This window comes from Lonsdalea britannica (assembly GCF_002111595.1).
In the GTDB taxonomy this organism is placed as follows: Bacteria; Pseudomonadota; Gammaproteobacteria; order Enterobacterales; family Enterobacteriaceae; genus Lonsdalea; species Lonsdalea britannica.
This window is the reverse complement of sequence record NZ_LUTN01000005.1, coordinates 23,650-43,457: the sequence shown is the minus strand read 5'-3', so window position 1 is coordinate 43,457 and position 19,808 is coordinate 23,650. Positions and strand designations below refer to the sequence as shown.

At 56.2% G+C, this 19,808-nt stretch carries 13 protein-coding genes and 5 pseudogenes; 12 read left to right on the top strand and 6 right to left on the bottom strand.

What is annotated here, in order from left to right; all coding sequences use genetic code 11:
* Positions 1-9: 9 nt before the first annotated feature.
* The 3 genes and pseudogenes from rfaD to envC all read right to left on the bottom strand — a co-directional run bounded on the left by rfaD (position 10) and on the right by envC (position 3,275).
* Positions 10-941, bottom strand: a pseudogene (gene rfaD / locus AU509_RS05700) (ADP-glyceromanno-heptose 6-epimerase).
* Positions 942-1,039: 98 nt separating this feature from the next.
* Positions 1,040-1,945, bottom strand: coding sequence for a divergent polysaccharide deacetylase family protein (locus AU509_RS05695; RefSeq protein WP_094117956.1), 906 nt, complete (start codon positions 1,943-1,945; stop codon positions 1,040-1,042).
* A gap of 53 nt (positions 1,946-1,998) precedes the next feature.
* A pseudogene (gene envC / locus AU509_RS05690) lies at positions 1,999-3,275 on the bottom strand (murein hydrolase activator EnvC).
* Between the two features lie 302 nt (positions 3,276-3,577).
* Here envC and AU509_RS05685 point away from each other — a divergent pair.
* The 6 genes and pseudogenes from AU509_RS05685 (at position 3,578) to AU509_RS05660 (ending at position 8,425) form a co-directional block, all read left to right on the top strand.
* Positions 3,578-4,012: a rhodanese-like domain-containing protein gene (locus AU509_RS05685; RefSeq protein WP_176223460.1), complete on the top strand. Its 435-nt coding sequence runs from the start codon at positions 3,578-3,580 to the stop codon at positions 4,010-4,012.
* Positions 4,013-4,136: 124 nt separating this feature from the next.
* Positions 4,137-4,609, top strand: a pseudogene (gene secB / locus AU509_RS05680) (protein-export chaperone SecB).
* A complete protein-coding gene (gpsA, locus tag AU509_RS05675) occupies positions 4,609-5,625 on the top strand; it encodes an NAD(P)H-dependent glycerol-3-phosphate dehydrogenase (RefSeq protein WP_085650768.1) in 1,017 nt (338 codons plus the stop codon). Before secB ends, gpsA begins: the two are co-directional and overlap by 1 nt.
* A gap of 110 nt (positions 5,626-5,735) precedes the next feature.
* Positions 5,736-6,554 (top strand): serine O-acetyltransferase, encoded by an 819-nt coding sequence (gene cysE, locus AU509_RS05670; RefSeq protein WP_085650769.1) that lies wholly within the window; start codon positions 5,736-5,738, stop codon positions 6,552-6,554.
* Between the two features lie 361 nt (positions 6,555-6,915).
* Positions 6,916-7,395 (top strand): annotated as a pseudogene (gene pagP / locus AU509_RS05665) (lipid IV(A) palmitoyltransferase PagP); the annotation flags it as partial.
* A 131-nt stretch (positions 7,396-7,526) separates the two neighbouring features.
* Positions 7,527-8,425, top strand: a pseudogene (locus AU509_RS05660) (carboxylate/amino acid/amine transporter).
* On the opposite strand, the gene metR reads toward AU509_RS05660, so the two are convergent.
* The gene (metR, locus tag AU509_RS05655) at positions 8,328-9,266 is read right to left on the bottom strand and encodes an HTH-type transcriptional regulator MetR (RefSeq protein ID WP_085650772.1); all 939 of its coding nucleotides are present in this window, start codon (positions 9,264-9,266) and stop codon (positions 8,328-8,330) included. The pseudogene AU509_RS05660 and the gene metR sit on opposite strands and share 98 nt — an antisense overlap.
* Before the next feature lie 104 nt (positions 9,267-9,370).
* On the opposite strand from metR, the gene metE reads away from it, so the two are divergent.
* Entirely contained in the window at positions 9,371-11,638 is a 2,268-nt protein-coding gene (metE, locus tag AU509_RS05650) for a 5-methyltetrahydropteroyltriglutamate--homocysteine S-methyltransferase (protein ID WP_094117871.1), read from the top strand.
* A 384-nt stretch (positions 11,639-12,022) separates the two neighbouring features.
* Here metE and AU509_RS05645 read toward each other — a convergent pair whose 3' ends face one another.
* Positions 12,023-12,346, bottom strand: a complete 324-nt coding sequence (locus AU509_RS05645; protein WP_085650774.1) for an ArsR/SmtB family transcription factor — start codon at positions 12,344-12,346, stop codon at positions 12,023-12,025.
* Between the two features lie 161 nt (positions 12,347-12,507).
* On the opposite strand from AU509_RS05645, the gene AU509_RS05640 reads away from it, so the two are divergent.
* Positions 12,508-13,755: an MFS transporter gene (locus AU509_RS05640; protein ID WP_094117870.1), complete on the top strand. Its 1,248-nt coding sequence runs from the start codon at positions 12,508-12,510 to the stop codon at positions 13,753-13,755.
* Positions 13,756-13,969: 214 nt separating this feature from the next.
* On the opposite strand, the gene AU509_RS05635 is transcribed toward AU509_RS05640, so the two are convergent.
* On the bottom strand, positions 13,970-14,980 hold the full coding sequence (locus AU509_RS05635) for a GntR family transcriptional regulator (protein ID WP_094117869.1): 1,011 nt from the start codon (positions 14,978-14,980) through the stop codon (positions 13,970-13,972).
* Between the two features lie 687 nt (positions 14,981-15,667).
* Here AU509_RS05635 and AU509_RS05630 point away from each other — a divergent pair.
* The 4 genes from AU509_RS05630 (at position 15,668) to AU509_RS05615 (ending at position 19,806) form a co-directional block, all read left to right on the top strand.
* Complete coding sequence (locus AU509_RS05630) at positions 15,668-16,414, top strand: SDR family NAD(P)-dependent oxidoreductase (protein ID WP_094117868.1); 747 nt, start codon at positions 15,668-15,670, stop codon at positions 16,412-16,414.
* A 453-nt stretch (positions 16,415-16,867) separates the two neighbouring features.
* The gene (locus AU509_RS05625) at positions 16,868-18,046 is read left to right on the top strand and encodes an ABC transporter substrate-binding protein (RefSeq protein ID WP_094117867.1); all 1,179 of its coding nucleotides are present in this window, start codon (positions 16,868-16,870) and stop codon (positions 18,044-18,046) included.
* A gap of 187 nt (positions 18,047-18,233) precedes the next feature.
* Positions 18,234-18,992, top strand: coding sequence for a uridine phosphorylase (gene udp, locus AU509_RS05620; RefSeq protein WP_085650779.1), 759 nt, complete (start codon positions 18,234-18,236; stop codon positions 18,990-18,992).
* A 31-nt stretch (positions 18,993-19,023) separates the two neighbouring features.
* Positions 19,024-19,806, top strand: a complete 783-nt coding sequence (locus tag AU509_RS05615) for a tyrosine-protein phosphatase (protein ID WP_094117866.1) — start codon at positions 19,024-19,026, stop codon at positions 19,804-19,806.
* Positions 19,807-19,808: the final 2 nt, after the last annotated feature.

Genomic DNA, 19,808 nt, shown 5'->3' with positions numbered 1-19,808 from the left:
CACGCAGGATTATGCGTCGCGGTTAAGCCAGGCCATGTAGTCGGCTACGCCTTCAGCGACGGAGTGGAACGGTTTGTCATAACCGGCCGCGCGCAGTTTGGTCAGATCCGCCTGCGTGTAGGACTGATAGCGACCCTGCAGTTTTTCCGGGAAGGGAATGTACTCAACGCTGCCGGTTTTGTGGTAATCCAGTACGGCGTCGGCGACGGCCTGGAATGACTCAGCACGGCCGGTCCCGCAGTTGAAAATACCGGAGACGCCCTGCTTCCAGAACCATAGGTTCACGGCGGCGACGTCGGCGACATAAACGAAGTCGCGCTTGAAGTTTTCGCTACCAGAGAACAGCTTCGGATTTTCGCCCTGATGGATCTGCTGGTTTAGGTGGAACGCCACGCTGGCCATGCTGCCTTTATGGCCTTCACGCGGTCCGTAGACGTTAAAATAGCGGAAACCGCAGATCTGGGAGCCCGCGTGCGGCAGAATTTCACGCACGTACTGATCGAACAGGAACTTGGAGTAGCCGTAAACATTCAGCGGCTGTTCGAACTGACGCTCTTCCACGAAGTTGTTGCTGCGTCCGCCGTAGGTGGCGGCGGAAGAGGCATACAGGAAGGGAATGCTGCGTTCCAGACAGTAATGCAGCACCTCTTTGGAGTACTGATAGTTGTTATCCATCATGTACTTGCCGTCCCACTCGGTGGTGGAAGAGCAGGCGCCCTCGTGGAAAATCGCTTCGATATCACCCAAATCTCGCCGGCGACGATATTGGCGATGAAATCTTCTTTATCGATGTAGTCGGCGATATCCAGATCCGCCAGGTTGGCGAACTTGGTGCCGTCTTTCAGGTTATCAACTACCAGAATGTCGCGGTAACCCGTGTCATTCAACGCTTTCACGATATTGCTGCCGATGAAACCGGCGCCGCCAGTCACGATAATCATGGGAATTACCCTTGCTAAGCTGTTAAGTGAGGCACCGTGCCTCACGCTATCTATTGGGCGCTATCATAGCATTTCATTTTCCAGCGGACAGCCTGGCATTATTTTTCTGCCGGCGGCGTACCGATGATGGGATCGCCCATCCAGGTCTGCCAACGCTGCTTGAGATAAACGACGGGCACGCTGTGGCTCATGTTCTCGCTAAGTTGGCTAAGCACCTGCGGTTGAGGCATCGGCGACAACGGGCGTTTAGCCCGGCACAGTTGCGGCGGACGGAACGAGTGTTTCGAGGAGGCGGTATAGACCGGCACAGGTCGGTACCTCAGGGGTTCCTGAGGCTCGTTTAATAGCTGGCTAGGCCGCACCAAGACGATATCGGAGGGCAGAGTGGGCAACATTTGTTGCAGTACGCGGATGGTGTTGGGGTGCGGATGGCCGATGGCGATGGCGGAACCGTTGCGGCGCGCTAGCTCAACGGCTCGACTGAACTGTTGACGAATGTCGGCCTCGTTCTGGGTATCATCCAGAAAAACCCTGCGTTTGACGACTTTGACGCCTGTTCCTTCCGCCGCCCGGCTGGCCTGGCTGCTGCCTATCGTCATGCTGTCCAGAAAGTAGAGCCGGTAAACGGTCATGGCCTGCATCACTTTCTGCATGCCCGGCAGACTGGCGGTCATGGCGCTGCCCATATGGTTATTAAGCCCAACGGCATAGGGCACTTTACCGACCGCTTCACGCAGAATGCGCTGGATTTCTTCGCTGCTCATGTCCGGTCGCAAAGTGTCTCGCTCCAGCGGCTGTTTGCTCATCGGCGCCATAGGCAGATGGATCAGGACTTCGCGGCCCTGCTGGTGGGCTTCCGTCGCCATCTCGCGCGCGTTCGGGGCATTTGGCAATACCGCGACGGAAATGGCTGTCGGCATGGCCAACACCTGACGTTCATTGTGGAGGCGGTAGCCAAAGTCGTCGATAACGATAGACAGTTTGCCTGCCCAGGCGGGAACCATCAGACCACATAGGGTAATAGCCGAGATAACGCGAAAAATGAATGGACGCAAAACTACCTTCCTAACCAGGGGAGTGGGTTAACGGCCTGACCTTGACGTCTGATTTCAAAATAGAGCGCCGGCTGGCTTTGTCCGCCGCTGGTGCCGACGAGCGCAATAGGTTGTCCTGCCTTGACCTTGTCGCCAACGGACACCAGTGCGCTCTGGTTATATCCATACAGGCTCATGTCGCCTTTGCCGTGCTCAACCACCACCATCAGACCGTATCCTTGTAGCCAGTCGGCCATTAGCACGCTGCCGTCGGCGATGGCTTTGACCTCGGTGCCTTCCGGCGCGCCGATGACCAGTCCTTTCCAACGGAGTTCGCCCTGCAATGGCTCGCCGTAACGGTGCAGGGTTTGACCGCGAATTGGCCAGACGGCCTGTCCATCAGGTCTTCCCAGTCCGCCGGTGCGCGCCATCAGAGAACGTTCGCTGTCGGTGGGGGTATAGCGGGTGCCGCTGCGTTTCGCCTTATCTTCTTTTTCTCTGACGCGCGCCGCCTCCCGGGCTTCTCGCTCGGCCCGCGCGCGCGCTTCCCGTTCTGCGCGGGCGATTTTGTCGCGCAGGCGGGTTTCGTTTTGACGCAGTTCGGTCAGTTGCTGCTGATCTTTCTCCAGCGTGCTTTCGAGTGTGCCAAGCGTCTTCTGGCGTTCGCCTGAGCCTGCTCCAGCGTTTTCTGCTGCTGCTGCTGTTCACTGAGCAAACTCTGCTGACGCGCCAGCCGATCGCCGAGCGCTTCTTTTTGCTGGGCGAGGTCTGTGCGGGTTTGCTGCAGATGCACGATAGATTCCTGACGGGCCTGATTCAGATAGCCGAAATACGCCAGAATACGTTCGCGACGCTGGCTTTCTTCGCCGCTCAAAATGAGTTGAATTCCGCTGTGCTGACCTTGACGAAAAGCCGCATCCAACTGCTGTGAGAGCAGTTGCTCCTGCGTTTTCTGGCGCGACTGCAGTGTGGCGATGGAGGCGTTCAGGGTTTTAATTTCCTGCGCCAGCTTCTCCAACGTGCCGCGTGTTTCCCGCAACTGGCGGCTGGATTGCGAAATAGACTGTTCCTGACGTTTTAACTGCTCCAGCAAAGCGCTGCGCCGCTGTTGTTGCTCTTTGACGCTTTTCTCTTTAGCGGCGATATTTTGCTGCAAAGATTTGAGCTGCTGCTGACTGTCGTCGGCCCCGCTGCGGAACGGCAACAGCAAAGCGCCAATGCATAATGCACTGGCGTAGCGAAGTCGCCGACGTTGGCGGTCAGTTGTCCCTAACGGTACAGAAAACGCGCTTTTATTCATGATGATGGATTATTCCACGATGCACAGCCGCTGACCAGTTGTCTCACTCAGGGTTTCTATTACTAACTGTGTGCGAGAGTCGCTGATGCAGGCTGCAATGAGATCAATAATAGATAAGTGGAAGACTCTCCGCATAAAATGATCGCGCGTGTCGTTTTCTGGCGGGTTTTTATGTAGCTACGCGCAGATTCACTCGGCGATATTGGCTTTCAGGCTGTAATTGCCCTATCGCGCAGGTATACTCAAACACCTCAATATTGATTGCTTAACTGATTCCGGAGTCGTTACACCTCATGCAAGACATTATGCAAGAGATCATGCCATTCGTTAGCAGACACCCGATCCTCAGCCTGGCTTGGGTTGTGTTGCTTGTTCTGGTCATCGTGCTTACGTTTAAGAGTAAGTTTTCGAAGGTAAAGGATGTTGCTCGTACAGAAGCGATCCGACTGATTAACAAAGAAGATGCGGTCGTGGTGGATCTGCGTACGCGTGAAGAGTATCGCCGTGGACACATCGCGAGCTCCATCAACCTGTTACCTAACGATATTAAAAACGGTAGCTTGGGCGAACTCGAAAAGCACAAGGCTCAGCCCGTCATCGTGGTCTGCGCTAACGGGATGTCCTCTCGTCAGTCAGCCGAGCAGCTGTTTAACGCGGGCTTTACCCGTGTTGTGATTCTGAAAGACGGCCTTGCGGGCTGGAGCGGTGAAAACCTTCCACTGGTTCGCGGCAAGTAATAGAGACGGCCGTGCGTCGCGCCCGCGGCAATGATTGACCGGGCGCGGGGCCCTTAGCGCTGGCGTTGACTTTCCGCAGACAGGGAAGCGCGTCAAGGAAATCTAACAAAAGGTATTTTTAACTATGTCCGAACACAACAACGTCGAAACCTCATTCCAAATCCAGCGTATCTACACCAAAGATATCTCTTTCGAAGCGCCGAAGGCACCGCAGGTGTTTCAACAAGAGTGGAGCCCTGAGGTCAAACTGGATCTGGATACGGCGTCAAGCAGCTGGCTGACGACGTCTACGAAGTGGTGCTGCGCGTTACGGTGACTGCGCTGCTGGGTGAAGAAACGGCGTTCCTGTGTGAAGTTCAGCAGGCGGGTATTTTCACCGTTTCCGGTCTGGAAGGCCCGCAGCTGGCTCATTGTCTGGGCGCTTACTGCCCGAATGTTCTGTTCCCGTATGCGCGTGAATGCATAACTAGCCTGGTTTCCCGCGGTACCTTCCCGCAGTTGAACCTGGCTCCGGTCAACTTTGATGCGCTGTTCATGAACTATCTGGAACAGCAAGCATCCGAAGAAGGCGCCGCTGCGCCGCAGCTGGATGCCTGATGAACATGCCTGACGCTTCCATGACCGTTATCGGTGCCGGCTCTTACGGTACCGCACTGGCGATCACACTGGCGCGCAACGGCCATAACGTTGTGCTCTGGGGACATGACCCTGTCCACGTGCAGGCGTTGCAGGATGCCCGGTGCAACCAGGCGTTCCTGCCGGATGTGCCTTTTCCGGATACGTTGCTGCTGGAGAGCGATTTGGCGCGTGCCGTGGCCGCCAGCCAAAATATTCTGGTGGTCGTGCCGAGCCATGTGTTCGGCGACGTGCTGCGGCAGATTAAGCCTTATCTGCGCGCGGATGCGCGCATCGTTTGGGCGACCAAAGGGCTGGAAGCCGAAACCGGGCGTCTATTACAGGACGTTGCACGAGAAGCGTTGGGCGACGCAATACCTTTGGCGGTGCTGTCGGGACCGACATTCGCCAAAGAGCTGGCTGCCGGCCTGCCTACCGCTATCGCGCTGGCGTCGACGGACAGCCAGTTTGCCGATGATTTGCAGGAACTGCTGCACTGCGGCAAAAGTTTCCGGGTTTATCGCAATCCGGACTTTATTGGCGTTCAGCTGGGCGGCGCGGTGAAAAACGTGATCGCTATCGGCGCGGGAATGTCTGATGGGATGGGCTTCGGCGCCAATGCCCGTACGGCGTTAATTACCCGTGGCTTGACCGAGATGACGCGCCTGGGCGTTGCGCTGGGGGCAGACCCCTCGACCTTTATGGGGATGGCCGGGTTGGGCGATTTGGTCCTGACCTGTACCGACAATCAGTCGCGTAACCGACGTTTCGGTATGATGCTGGGGCAGGGGATGAGCGTCGAAGTGGCCCGTGACCAGATTGGACAGGTTGTCGAAGGCTATCGCAATACGAAAGAGGTCATGGCCCTTTCAACGCGGCTTAACGTCGAGATGCCGATTACCGAACAGCTGTGGCAGGTGCTTTATTGCGGTAAAGATGCACGAGAAGCCGCGCTAAGCCTGCTGGGCCGGTCGCGCAAAGACGAGAGCGCCAGCTAATCCCTTTTCAAGGAAAACGAATCGTCCTCGTCTGACGGCGGCTATCTCGTTTTGCCTTGCGCAGAAAAGACATGACTTTAGCATGCGATGGACTTCGGAGGACGGTTGCAATGTCGAATGATGAATTAGAGCTGGTCTGGAAAAACATCAAAGATGAGGCGCGCAGTCTGGCTGATTGTGAACCCATGCTGGCCAGCTTTTTCCATGCGACGTTGCTGAAACACGAGAATCTGGGCAGCGCGATGAGCTACATGCTGGCAAACAAGCTGGCCAGCTCCACCATGCCCGCCATCGCCATCCGCGAAGTGCTGGAAGAGGCCTACCGGGCCGAACCTCAAATGATTGTCTCTGCCGCCCGGGATATTCAGGCCGTCTGCCTGCGCGATCCGGCGGTGGATAAATACTCAACGCCTTTGCTCTACCTGAAAGGGTTTCACGCGTTGCAGGCCTACCGTATTGGTCATTGGCTTTGGCTGCAGGATCGCCGGGCGCTGGCGGCCTACTTTCAAAATCAGATATCCGTTTCCTTCGGGGTGGATATCCATCCTGCGGCGAGCATCGGTTGCGGCATCATGCTGGATCACGCGACGGGGATCGTCATCGGCGAAACCGCCGTTGTGGAAAACGATGTATCAATTCTTCAGTCGGTCACGCTGGGCGGGACCGGCAAAACCACCGGCGATCGCCATCCCAAAATCCGTGAAGGGGTGATGATCGGCGCTGGCGCTAAAATTTTAGGAAATATTGAGGTGGGATGTGGAGCCAAAATCGGCGCTGGTTCCGTGGTACTGCAACCGGTCCCCCCTCATACCACCGCCGCTGGCGTGCCGGCGCGCATTGTGGGCCGTCCTGAAACAGATAAACCCTCCATGGATATGGATCAGTACTTTAACGGTGCTCGCGGCTTTGAATACGGAGACGGTATTTGAGCGTCGTCGACCTGTATGTTCTTCACGCACTTCGGAATGATGCTCTATATTCAGGTGAAGCGCTTTGCGTCGCCTGCCTTCGTGGCGCGATCTTTCTGAAGCGCGTCGCGACTTTTTCTGTCTGAGACCACACGTGTTATTTCTATTTTTCCCTATCGCTGCAACATCTGAAAGGATACCGCCTTGACGGCGTCTGCGCGCGTTTTATGAGTGATTGAGAACTGGATATGTTGTTGAAATTAGCTGTACCTTCGCGGTGTTTACCTCTGTTGTCCGTCCTCTCGGCGCCTGTTATGGCTGAAAAGGTCGATTCCAATAATGTTTCCGTCAATGCGAGCGAGCAGGAAACGACGTCATCGGGGACGGATTCTGGCAACGCGCCAAAACCAATCTGTCCATGACTTGGAATTCTCCGCAATCCTACGACCTCTATGTACCGGCGATAACCTGGCATAACCGCTGGGCGTACGACAAGGAAAAGGCCGAGAGTTACAATGAGCGTCCCTGGGGCGCGGGCTTCGGCGTCGCTCGGTTGGATGAGGATGGCGACTGGCACGGCCTGTACCTGATGGCGTTCAAGGACTCCTTTAACAAATGGGAACCGATCGGAGGCTACGGCTACGAAAAACGCTGGCAGCCGATGACAGATCCTGATTTCCACTTGGGGCTGGGATTCACAGCGGGCGTCACTTTTCGAGATAACTGGAACTACCTCCCGATTCCGGTGCTGTTGCCTCTGGCCTCCGTTAGCTATCAGAGATTGTCTTTCCAGGCGACCTACATTCCTGGAACCTACAATAACGGCAACGTATTTTTCGCTTGGCTGCGCTGGCAGTTCTAAGTTCTCAGTGTGACAGACGGTTGGCAATCGCGCTTTATTTGTTCGGTTGTCAACCGCATTGGTGAAAAATCGCGCGTAGAACTCATTTACAATAGCGGTTCCTGTTGAGTGCTATTGGAGTGAGTCATCGCGTGCCATTACTAATCATAACGACCATTCTGTGGGCCTTTTCCTTCAGCCTGATTGGCGAATATCTGGCGGGTCACGTCGACAGCTGGTTTTCGGTGCTGATTCGTGTCGGGCTAGCCGCCTGATCTTCCTGCCTTTCCTGCGCTGGCGGGGCTACGCGCCGCGCGCGCTGCTGCTCTACCTGCTGGTGGGCGCCTGCCAGCTCGGCATCATGTATCTGTTCGCCTTTCAGGCTTATCTCTATCTCTCCGTGCCGGAGTTCCTGCTATTCACCGTCATGACGCCGCTGTATGTGACGCTGATTTATGATCTTCTGAAACGGGAACCCCTGCGCTGGGGATATGCGCTCAGTGCGCTGTTAGCCGTGGCGGGAGCGGCGGTGATTCGGTACGACGGCATCAGCGGACAGTTCTGGTGGGGTCTGTTGTTGGTGCAGGCGGCCAATATTTTCTTCGCCATCGGACAGGTTGGCTACAAGCGCCTGATGGAGGTCTATCCCATGCCGCAGCACAGCGCATTCTCGTGGTTTTATCTCGGTGCGCTGGGCGTCTCGGTGGTGGCCTGGCTGCTATTCGGCAACGCGCACAAACTGCCGACGACCTCGTTGCAGTGGGGCGTACTGGTATGGCTGGGAATCGGGGCTTCCGGGATAGGCTATTTTATGTGGAACTACGGTGCGACGCAGGTGGACGCCGGAACGTTGGGGATTATGAACAACTTTCACGTTCCGGCGGGCCTGCTGGTCAATTTCGCGATTTGGCAGGAACGACCGCATTGGCCGAGCTTTATCGTCGGCTCGGCCGTTATTCTATCGTCGTTGTGGGTACATCAGCGTTGGGTTGTGAAGCGTCCCGCACGAACGGCAGATGCGAACAGGCGTGCTGACGCGCCGAACGAATAAAGGCGTCAATGACCGGCTGACGCTGCTCGCCATCGCGTACGGCGGCGTACAGTCGGCTCCACAGTCCTTTCCCCAGCGTTTTGGTGACGACCAGTCCCTGACGCTCGAAGCTTTCCACCACCCAGTGCGGCAGCGCGGCGATCCCCATGTGGGCCGCCACCATTTGGATAAGTAGCAGCGTATTGTCTACACTCTTCAGCGCCGGGCTGACGCCCGCGGGCTGCAGGAAGTGGCGCCAGATATCCAGACGCTGGCGCTGCACGGGATAGATCATCAGCGTTTCCTCACTGAGATCCTCCGGGTCGATCTGTTCTTTGGTCGCCAGCGGATGGTCGGGAGACAGCACCAGTCGGACTTCGAAGTCGAACATCGGCGAATAGTGCAGACCGCTGCGCGGCAAAATATCTGAAGTCATCACCAGATCCAGCGTTCCTTGCTGCAGAGCAGGCTGCGGGTCGAACGTCACGCCGGATTTAAAATCCATGGCGACCTGCGGCCAGCTCTGATGAAAATTTTCCAGCGCTGGCGTCAGCCACTGAATGCAGCTGTGGCATTCGATGGCTAGACGCAGCGTGGCCTGGTGAGGCTCGTGGCAGGCCTGTAACGCTTGCTGGATTTGCGGCAGCACCTGCTCCGCCAACTGCAGCAGAATATCTCCTTGCGGAGTGAATCGCAGCGGTTGGCTCTTACGGACGAATAGCCGGAATCCTAAACGTTGTTCCAGATCGCTAAATTGATGCGATAACGCGGATTGCGTTTGATGGAGCTGTGCGGCGGCGGCGGCTAACGATCCTGTATTGCGCAGCGCCAGCAGCGTCCGTAAGTGTTTAAGTTCGATCATGAGAGTCCTTCACAGTGACAGTGAATAAATTGCGCTTGTGCTGACTACACTACCTGCGGATTATGGATGTGTAAACATCTGGACGGCTAAATGGGAATTCAAGCATGGCAATTGTAAATCATACTCTCGGTTTTCCTCGCGTCGGCTTACGTCGTGAGTTGAAAAAAGCACAGGAAAGCTATTGGGCAGGGAACACGACCCAGGAAGAACTGCTGGCTGTCGGCCGCGATCTGCGCGCTCGTCACTGGCAGCAACAAAAGGATGCTGGTGTGGACCTGCTGCCGGTGGGCGATTTTGCCTGGTACGATCATGTATTAACCACCAGTCTGCTGCTCGGCAACGTGCCGGCGCGCCACCAGAATGCGGATGGCTCCGTCGATCTGGATACACTGTTCCGCATCGGTCGTGGTCGTGCGCCAACCGGCGAACCGGCTGCCGCAGCGGAAATGACCAAGTGGTTCAATACCAACTACCACTACATGGTGCCTGAATTTACTCAGGGTCAGAGTTTTAAACTGACCTGGACGCAGCTGCTGGATGAAGTCGATGAAGCGCTGGCGCTGGGTCATAAAGTCAAACCCGTCCTGTTAGGACCGGTTTCCTACCTGTGGCTGGGCAAAGTGAAAGGCGAGGCGTTTGATCGCCTGTCGCTGCTGAACGATATCCTGCCGGTCTACAAACAGGTTCTGGGCGAACTGGCGAAACGCGGCATCGAATGGGTACAGATCGATGAGCCTGCGCTGGCGCTGGAACTTGAAGACAAATGGCTGTCGGCATTCCAACCGGCCTACGATGCGCTACAGGGTCAGGTGAAACTGCTGCTGACCACTTATTTTGATAGCATCGGCCAGAATCTGGATACCATCAAAGCGCTGCCGGTTCAGGGGCTGCACGTTGACCTGGTGCACGGCAAAGACGACGCCGCGGCGCTGAACGCTCAGCTGCCGGCGGACTGGGTGCTGTCTCTCGGCGTGATCAATGGCCGTAACGTTTGGCGTGCTGACCTCAGCACCTGGTTTGAACGTCTTCAGCCGCTGGTGGGCAAACGTACGCTGTGGATCGGTAGCTCTTGCTCGCTGCTGCATAGTCCGATCGACCTGAGCGTAGAAACGCGTCTCGATGATGAAGTGAAAAGCTGGTTTGCTTTCGCGTTGCAGAAATGTAGTGAGCTGTCACTGTTGACCACCGCGCTGAACAGCGGCGACGGTAAGCCGCTGGAAGCCTACAGTGCGCCAATCCGCGCTCGTCGTACTTCTACCCGCGTACATAATGCGGCGGTGGAAAAACGTCTGGCCGCCATTGTGGCGAAAGATAGTCAGCGTCAGCATCCTTATCCGCAGCGTGCTGAAGCTCAACGTGCTCGCTTCCAGCTGCCGGCATGGCCGACGACGACCATCGGTTCATTCCCGCAAACCACTGAAATCCGTAGTTTGCGTCTGGACTTCAAACAGGGGCGTCTGGATGGTCAGAACTATCGCACAGGTATTGCCGAGCACGTCAAACAGGCGATCATTGAGCAAGAACGTCTGGATTTGGATGTTCTGGTGCACGGCGAAGCCGAGCGTAACGACATGGTGGAGTACTTCGGCGAACATTTGGATGGTTTCGTCTTTACGCAGAACGGTTGGGTACAGAGCTACGGCTCCCGCTGCGTGAAACCGCCGGTCATTATTGGTGATATCAGCCGCCCGGAACCGATCACCGTTGAGTGGGCGAAGTATGCGCAGTCCTTAACCAGCAAGCCGGTAAAAGGCATGCTGACCGGTCCTGTGACCATCCTGTGCTGGTCATTCCCACGTGAAGACGTGAGCCGTGAAACCATCGCCAAACAGATTGCGTTGGCGCTGCGCGACGAAGTCGAAGATTTGGAAAAAGCCGGCATTGGCATCATCCAGATCGATGAACCGGCGCTGCGTGAAGGTCTGCCGCTGCACCGTTCCGACTGGAAAGCCTATCTGGAGTGGGCGGTGGAAGCGTTCCGTCTGAATGCCGCGATTGCTCAGGATGACACGCAGATCCACACCCACATGTGTTACTGCGAGTTCAACGACATCATGGATTCCATCGCCGCGCTGGATGCCGACGTGATTACCATCGAAACCTCGCGTTCCGACATGGAGCTGTTGGAGTCGTTTGAAGAGTTCGAATACCCGAACGAAATCGGTCCCGGCGTTTACGATATTCACTCGCCGAACGTCCCAAGCGTGGAATGGATTGAAGCGCTGCTGCGCAAAGCCGCGGAATACGTCCCTGCCGATCGCCTGTGGGTGAACCCGGACTGTGGTCTGAAAACGCGCGGCTGGCCGGAAACGCGTCAATCACTGGCTAACATGGTGCAGGCGGCGAAACGTCTGCGCGAAACGCAGGCCTGATCGCTGACGAGAGAGCCGTCCCGTCAGTGTCCCGGCCTCTCGCCGGGACGCATCAGTCCGGCATAAGCCACATGCTGGCCCATCATGACTCAACGGGGAAACGATCGTTTCCCCGTTTTTTTATTCCGTACCCAGACCGTTGAGTTCACCCTTTCCTCATCCTTCCTGCGAGCCTTTATAGACTGTGGTCAGATCTTCGATGTCAGAGTGGGGACGGTCCATACAGCACGCATTCATCTTCATGGCGCACGCCTGACGGCAAGCAAATCGGTTATAAACTGAGACAGGTATTTGATTCCTCTTCTGCATGAACCACGTGGGTGTCGTGAGGATGAGCGAAGCCCGCTGCCTTTATGCAAAGCGCTAAGCCTTAACTCCCGCTTCTTACGATCGGCGTAGCAAGGCGCCCAGTTCGCCCAAAAACTGTTCTGCCACCGCATCATTAAGTCGGTAATAAACCCAGTTTTTTATCCGCGTAGGAATCACCAGTCCCGCTTTCGCCAGAACCTGCATATGAGTGGTGACTGTCGGCTGACTCAGACCGGTTTTGTCAGTGATAAAACTCACGCAGACGCCATCTTCAGTCAGATCCCCATCACGCTGTATCGGAAAATGTGCTTTGGGATCCGCCAGCCAGCGAATAATCATTAGTCTGTGGCGGTTAGCGAGCGCATGTAAGACCTCCTGCAACTGCGGTTCTGTCTGCATAAACCTTTCTCTATTTTTGCTTGTGGAATCTATATAGCAATTATTCTATATAGATAATTAACTATATAGTTGTTATCGTATATAGATGATACGGAAACGGGGATACCTACGCAAAACACTCGATATCCTCAGCCGTCACCTTGCGATAAGGAATCTCTTTTATGCAGTCTAAACCCATGACGTCTCGCCCCGCCAGTCTGGTCAGTACCGCCAGCGTGGCAATCATCCTGACGCTTTATATCGCAATCGTTTTTGGCTTCGGGTTGTACCTTTTCTCTGTGCTGGTCACTTTCATGCAAGAAAGCCTCAGCTTTGGCATTCCGACTGTTGGCATCATCACAGGAGGGGCGCAGGTCTCGTATCTGACGGCATCCCTGTTTTGTTCGCCTTTAACGCGCCGGTTCGGCGGTGGCAATGTGATTTTTGCGGCCGCGCTGACGGCCGGTTTTTTACTGACTCTGTTGTCCGCAGTACAGAACATATGGCAGGCGGGCGCTTTGTTAATCGCACTCGGCTCATGTGCCGCAATGACGGTTATTCCAACCGTTGGCGTCATAGGAAAAGTCGTCCCCATCGCCTGGCAGTCGAGCATTAATGGACTGATATCCAGTGGAACAGCCTATGGGCAGTTTGCCACGGGGTTGCTGGTTCCCTTTCTGATACATGGCTATGACTGGCGTACGGTGTGGATGGTGATTGGCGCGATCTCCATTACCGTGGCTATCATTGGTTATACCGTGCTACGTGGACTGGCCGCGGATGTCTTCAGGAAGGCGTCCCCCCAAAATTGTTTAGACAAGCAGGCTAATCTGGAGAAATCCCCCCGATTGAAGTCCCTGGCAACCCCCCGGCACTTCCTGATTTGGACGCTGCTCGCATTGAGCGGTATCGCATGCGGCCCCTGGCAGAACTACCTTGCTTCCTTCCTGGGCAATGAGCAGCACTTTTCGATCTCATTTATCGGCCAGCTTTGGTCCATGATCGGCGTCACTGGCCTCATCAGTGGATTCGCGTTTGGCCTGCTGGCTGACAAAATTGGGGTTCGTATGACGCTGGCGCTTTCGTATAGCCTCCTTCTCGCCGCTGGCTTGCTCGTGGCCATGGAGGGCGGAACAATCACCTTGCGCATGGCCGCTGTTGCGTTCGGCCTGTCGTTCTATGCGATCTTTGGTCTTATTCCGGCTTACATCACCAAAGCGGCGAGTCCTGAGACTTCCACCGCTATTTTCGCGGTGGCTAATGTTTTTCTGGGTATCGGCACCAGCTTGGGTAATGCAGGCAGTGGATACTTTCAGTCATGGGTGGGCAGTTTTCAGGGGATTTATGCTGGCGTCGCTGCGGTTGCCGCAGTGGCGATGATCCTCTCTCTTCTCTTGCCCGATGAGCGAAAAATAACGCAGTCCAAATAAAGCGCTGGGGTTAACACCGTGGCTCTGGGTCGAGCGGCGGTCAGGCAAATGCCAGGCTATCGGCCTAACTCACCGAATTCAGCCGCCGCTGTTAACACAGCGGCGTGGCGTGCGAGTCGCTATTGTGAGGGCATTGGCTGTTCGGTGGGTTTCTTCATTTTTGACATGTTATTTCTGGAACAGAGGGGGTTTCGCTGCCGGGTTATGCTGTGGGTCAGCTGAGGCGATGGAGGTAGGGGGGGAGCGTGGGTTCTGGGAGTACGGACAGAACTTTCAGCTTTTTAAGCGTTCTATTTTGGGCATTCGCCAAATGCTCATCCAGGTTTCGCGCCGCGAGGTCCCAGCGACCTTCTAGCAGGAGTTGATAGATAACCTGATGCTCGCTCACCATTGCTTCGTCAACAGGTAGTGAGAGGGTTTCGTGGAAGATACGCGCGATAGTCAGGGTAGAGTGGCTTTGCCGAAGAATATCGACCAAGGCGCGGTTGCCCGCAAACTCAAGACTCAGCAGATGCAGATCGTCTTCAACCTGCTCAAGCTCAATCCCCGTGCTGACCTTACTGGTTCGAATGCGTTCAATATGCGTCAGACTGGCTTCAATGTGCTTTTGAGGGATGAGTGGCCCGGCCCGACGCAGCGCGGCGGGTTCGAGACTGGCGCGAACTTCGTAATGTTCGCGGATTTCACGGGCGGTAAGCGGCCCGGCCAGCCATTGGGAATAGGGCTCTTTCTCGACCAGACCGCGATCGCGCAGTCGCATCAGGCTTTCGCGGATGACGTTGCGGCTGACGTGGTAAAACTCGGCCGCACTGGCCTCGTTAAGCTGGTAATGACCAAAGACCATACAGGTGGATAGCGCTTCATGCAGATCGCTGAGCACTTTCTCACCGGTGCTGCGTGTATCCACCAGCTCTTGCTGCTGATCGAATCCGAGCATGGTGCGGTTGAGCGGCATACGCACAGGTTCTATTTCCTGGTCCGCCGCGGCCACGATGAAACCTCGGCCTTCGAAGCGGCTGAGCAATCCTTCTTCATGCAAGAGTCCAAGCGCCCGGCGAACGGGAACGCGACTCGTACCGAACAATTCGGCGAGCGGTCCTTCCAGCATGACCAGTCCGACAGGCAACGTTTTTGCCTTGATGGCCTGTTGCAATACCTGATGGATCATTTCGTAACGTGCTGTGCCACGAATGTCCGGTTTTTTATTATCGTGTGTAGTTAACATCCTTTATGACATCGTCCCCCCTGCCATGCGCATGTCGTCATTATCGCACACCTCTGCGGCGATGTGCGTGACTGATGGCGTTTGAAAAACGGGCCTTCTGGATAATACTCGCTCAATAATGGATGTTTTAATATAAGATACGTTTATGGATGACACGCATTGCGCGAGTGATTTTTTAGGTGGAAATGTTGTCTCATTCCCATTTTTTAAATAATGGCGATATATTCATCTGATATTTTTATTATTAACGGTAAACTTTTGTTTTTTTGTCGTCCTAATTGCCCATTTACCTAACGAATAGTGATGAATCAATTAAATAGATCGCTATCTATTCGGCGGGTTTTCGAGTGATAAAACGCATTTCGTTCGGAAAAACAAATGACTGAAGAGGCGAACCGCAAGGACTCTCGGAGGTTTGCTGGGAAGGTAAAAGACCTTTTCCGGCGATGGGAGTCGTACGGCGAAACGGGATGGCAGCCCATAGGTGAGATGATCAGGTCGGTTTGCTCAAGGTCTGCGTAGAAGGTCATGGGATAGAATGCAGAATTCGACGACAAGATCGCTTTCTTCGTTTGATTATCTGCTATGCATGTTTTCACTTCGCTGGTCATGGTTGTTCTCTGCGCTGACCAGCGCTTATATGATTGACGACGGTCCATCCACATTGGCCGGATGAGGGAGAATAGGATGTCATTACAGGATAAACGCGTTGTTATCAGCGGAGCGGCCAGCGGTATCGGGTTCGCTATCGCCGAACTTTTCTCACAGCACCATCCGCGCTTGCTGTTGTCCGATCGCGATGCGGAAGGACTGGAACACGTCGTCGAGCGTTGCCGCCAACGCGGCGTTGAATGCTATGGCAGCGTCGTAGATGTCGCGACGCCGTCGGGCGCGCAGCAAAGCGTTGATGACTGCGTCCGTCACTACGGCGGTATCGATATCCTCGTCAACAATGCGGGGCTGTTGACGCAAGCGCCCTGCGAGGCGATCACGCTGGAGATGTGGGAGGAAATGATGGCGGTAGATCTGCGCAGCGTATTCCTTTCTTCCCAGCGGGCGCTGCCTTGGATGCGGGGTCAGCGTTGGGGGCGCATCATCAATATCGCCTCTCAGCTGGGTATCAAAGGGGGGGCGGAGTTGTGTCATTATGTGGCGGCGAAAGCGGGCGTTATCGGCTTCACCAAGTCGCTGGCGCTGGAAATGGCGCCGCACAACGTGTTGGTCAATGCCATCGCTCCCGGCCCGATCGCGACGCCGATGATCGACGGCATCAGCAGCGACTGGAAAAAGGCCAAAGCCGCAGAGCTACCGTTGGGGCGATTCGGGAACCCCGATGAGGTCGCACCGGCCGTGCTGCTGTTGGCCAGCGATCCGGGTGGCAATCTCTTTGTCGGTCAAACGCTGGGGCCAAATTCCGGCGACGTCATGCCCTGACCCAAAAAGGCGACGTGGGATTAAGCGCGATCCTGAACGCAGCCAACTGCCGTTGGTTGACGATTGCGGTATCATCGATTCTGGACAATGGTGACACAATGGCGTTCTCGCATGCTCATGCGTTCGCACAACTTGGCGCGAGCGCGCCAGAACTCGTGGTGACACGAGCGGTTCTCAGGCTGTTTGACGATTCGCCCATGGGTGGTTATGGTCGGCATGGCCCATCTCTATTGAGCTTGAAAGGTATTATTATCGTGAAAAAAATGCACATCCCCATCACTCTTCGGGGATCTCTTCGCGTTTCTCCCCGACAGCACCTTGGTAAACCGGCGGTGACACGCTCGCGCCCTTGCGGCGAGGAAACATCATGAATCGGGGGATGCGGATTTCAGGATGCGAAAGCGGTATTAAGCACTTTCAGACGTCGTTGATCATGACAAACGGCGGGCAGTGATGAAGAGCAGCGGTGTGACCTTACGAGTTTTGGGAACCTCTGTGACGCTGCTGGAGCTGCTGCGCAAGCAGGCGGAGCAGGATTTGGGCATGTGTATCGACTATCGGGTATGCAGCGTCAAAGAAGCGCAGCGCATAGCGGTCATGCACCCTGAAAGTTACGATCTGTACGACCAGTGGTTTCACAATATTGACTTTGTCTGGCCTGCGCAGGCAATCCAGCCGCTTGAGATCGCAAGACTGCAGTATTGGGATGAAATTAACGCCCTTCCCAAGCGAGGTACGCTGTTGCCCGGCCAAGCGCTGAGCGGCGGCAGCGTACCGGCTCATCGCTTGTATGTGCAGGATAACGGCGAGCTGGGCGCCCATCCCACCGAGCGGATCAGTATGCTCCCGCTGACGCACAACGCCGACAGCTTCGCTTATCAGGTCGAGCGTCTGCCGGCTTCGCTCAGGGGGAAAGAGGAGAGTTGGGGATGGTTGGTGAATCCCGCGTTCTTTGGTCAGGTCGCATTACAGGATGATGCCTCGATGGGCGTGCTGGACGCCGTACTAGCGGTGCAAGCGCGCGGATCGTTTCAGTTCGGCAATGTGGGCAACCTGACGTTGGAAGAGATCGATCGGCTGACCGATGTCCTGGCGGGTCTGCGCAGGCAGGGGCATTTTGCCGCGCTGGATTCTACGCATGACGAAGCGAGCAAGCTCATCGGGAATCAGCTGGTTTGCATACAGAGCCTGTGGGCACCGACGTATTTTCGGCATCATTTCCGTCAAAAAGGGTTCAAGCTGGCGGTGCCGCAAGAGGGCTATCGCGCCTGGTACGGCGGTCTGTCGCTGTCGCGTTGCGTCAGTGGGCGCGTGAAAGAAGCCGCCTATGATTATCTGAACTGGTGGCAGTCCGGCTGGCCGGGGGCGGTCATGGCGCGACAGGGCTACTATATTTCTAACCCGCAGCGCACGCGCGCGTATCTCTCTGATGCCGAATGGGATTTCTGGTACGGCGGCAAACCTGCTGCCGAAACGCTGCCGGATGCCCACGGCAACCCCTTGATCATGCCTGGCGAACTGCGTGACGGGGGAAGCTACGAGCAACGCATGGGGCACATTGCCGTCTGGAATTCGGTGATGGATGAGCACAACTATCTCGTGCGGCACTGGCAGGACTTTATCAACGCCTGATCGCGGATAGACGGCGGCGAGCGCCTTGCGTATGCGCTATCGCCGTACGGAAAATTTATACATAACAGTGTCACCAAGCAATGCGGATCCTTTGCAGGATCCGCCACGTTTACCGGGTCACCGGGTGAGCGGCGCGAGATTAGATTAGGGCGAGGCCCTCTCATTTACTACATCGATGGAGAGCGATATGTCAGACGTATTTCACCTGGGATTAACCCAACAAGATATGCACGGTGCCGAACTGGCGATTGTGCCGGGCGATCCGGCTCGGGTAGAGAAGATCGCCCGTCTGATGGAGAACCCGGTGTTTCTGGCATCCCACCGCGAATTCACGTCCTGGCGCGCCGAACTGGCGGGGCAGCCGGTCATTATCTGCTCGACCGGCATCGGCGGCCCATCGACGTCGATTGCGGTGGAAGAGCTGGCGCAACTGGGGGTTCGTACGTTTCTGCGCGTCGGGACGACCGGCGCGATCCAGCCTCATATCGCCGTGGGCGATGTGTTGGTGACGACAGCGGCGGTACGCCTTGACGGCGCCAGCCTGCATTTTGCGCCGATGGAGTTTCCCGCCGTCGCGGACTTTGCCTGCACGTCGGCGCTGGTGGAGGCCACCCGCGCTGCGGGTCATACGCTACACGTCGGCGTCACCGCCTCTTCCGACACCTTTTATCCGGGGCAGGAACGTTACGACACCTTCTCAGGTCGGGTCGTTCGTCGTTTTCGTGGTTCGATGGAAGAGTGGCAGAGCATGGGTGTGCTGAACTATGAAATGGAATCCGCAACGTTGCTGACAATGTGCGCCAGTCAGGGGCTACGCGCGGGCATGGTCGCGGGCGTTATCGTGAACCGTACCCAGCAGGAGATCCCGGACGCCGCGACGATGAAACTGGCCGAAACCGCATCGGTGAACGTAGTGCTGGACGCGGCGCGGACGCTGCTTTCCTGAACCCATCCTTCCCACCGAATAAAGGAACGCTATGACGTTAGCCAAGACGCTGCACCCTTCCGTCCTGCCGCTGAACGGCGGGATTAATTTTCGCGATCTGGGCGGGCTGGCGACGGCCGACGGCCGGCGAGTTCGCCCTGGTAAACTGCTGCGTGCGGGTTCACTGAATGAACTGAGCGATCAGGACTTGACGTATCTGGCCGAGATGCCGGTCGTGCATGTGATTGATTACCGTGATATTTCGGAGGCTGCGCAGCGTCCGGACCGACTGTGGTCGGGGGCAAGCTATCATGCCATGCCGGCTAATCCGCCGAGTCATGAGGTGACCGCGAATCTTGAATCGCTGGGGTCGGAGAAACTGGCCGAGCTGGATGCGCGCGCTTTCATGCTCACCGTCTACGAACGTCTGCCGTTCGAAAACAGCGCCTACCGCCATCTGGTCCAGCTGTTGCAGGCGCCGGGCGAGGGCGCGCTGGTGCAGCATTGCGCCGTGGGCAAGGATCGCACCGGCGTTGGCGTAGCGCTGGTGTTATTCGCGCTGGGCGCGGATGAACAGACGGTCATGGAAGATTATCTTTTGACGGAAACCACGCTGGAACCGTTCCGCCAGCGCCTGATGGAAGAGCTGACGCCGGTGCTGGGCGAGGCGGCCATGCGGCCGTTTTCCTTCATCTTGTCGGCTCGCGAGGAGTTTCTACAGACGGCGCTACGGACGATCCGTGAGCGGCACGGCTCGATCGACAACTGGTTGATGCGGGACTACGGACTGGATATGCCGGCGCGCGAACGCTTACGTGAACGCTATTTAGATTAAGT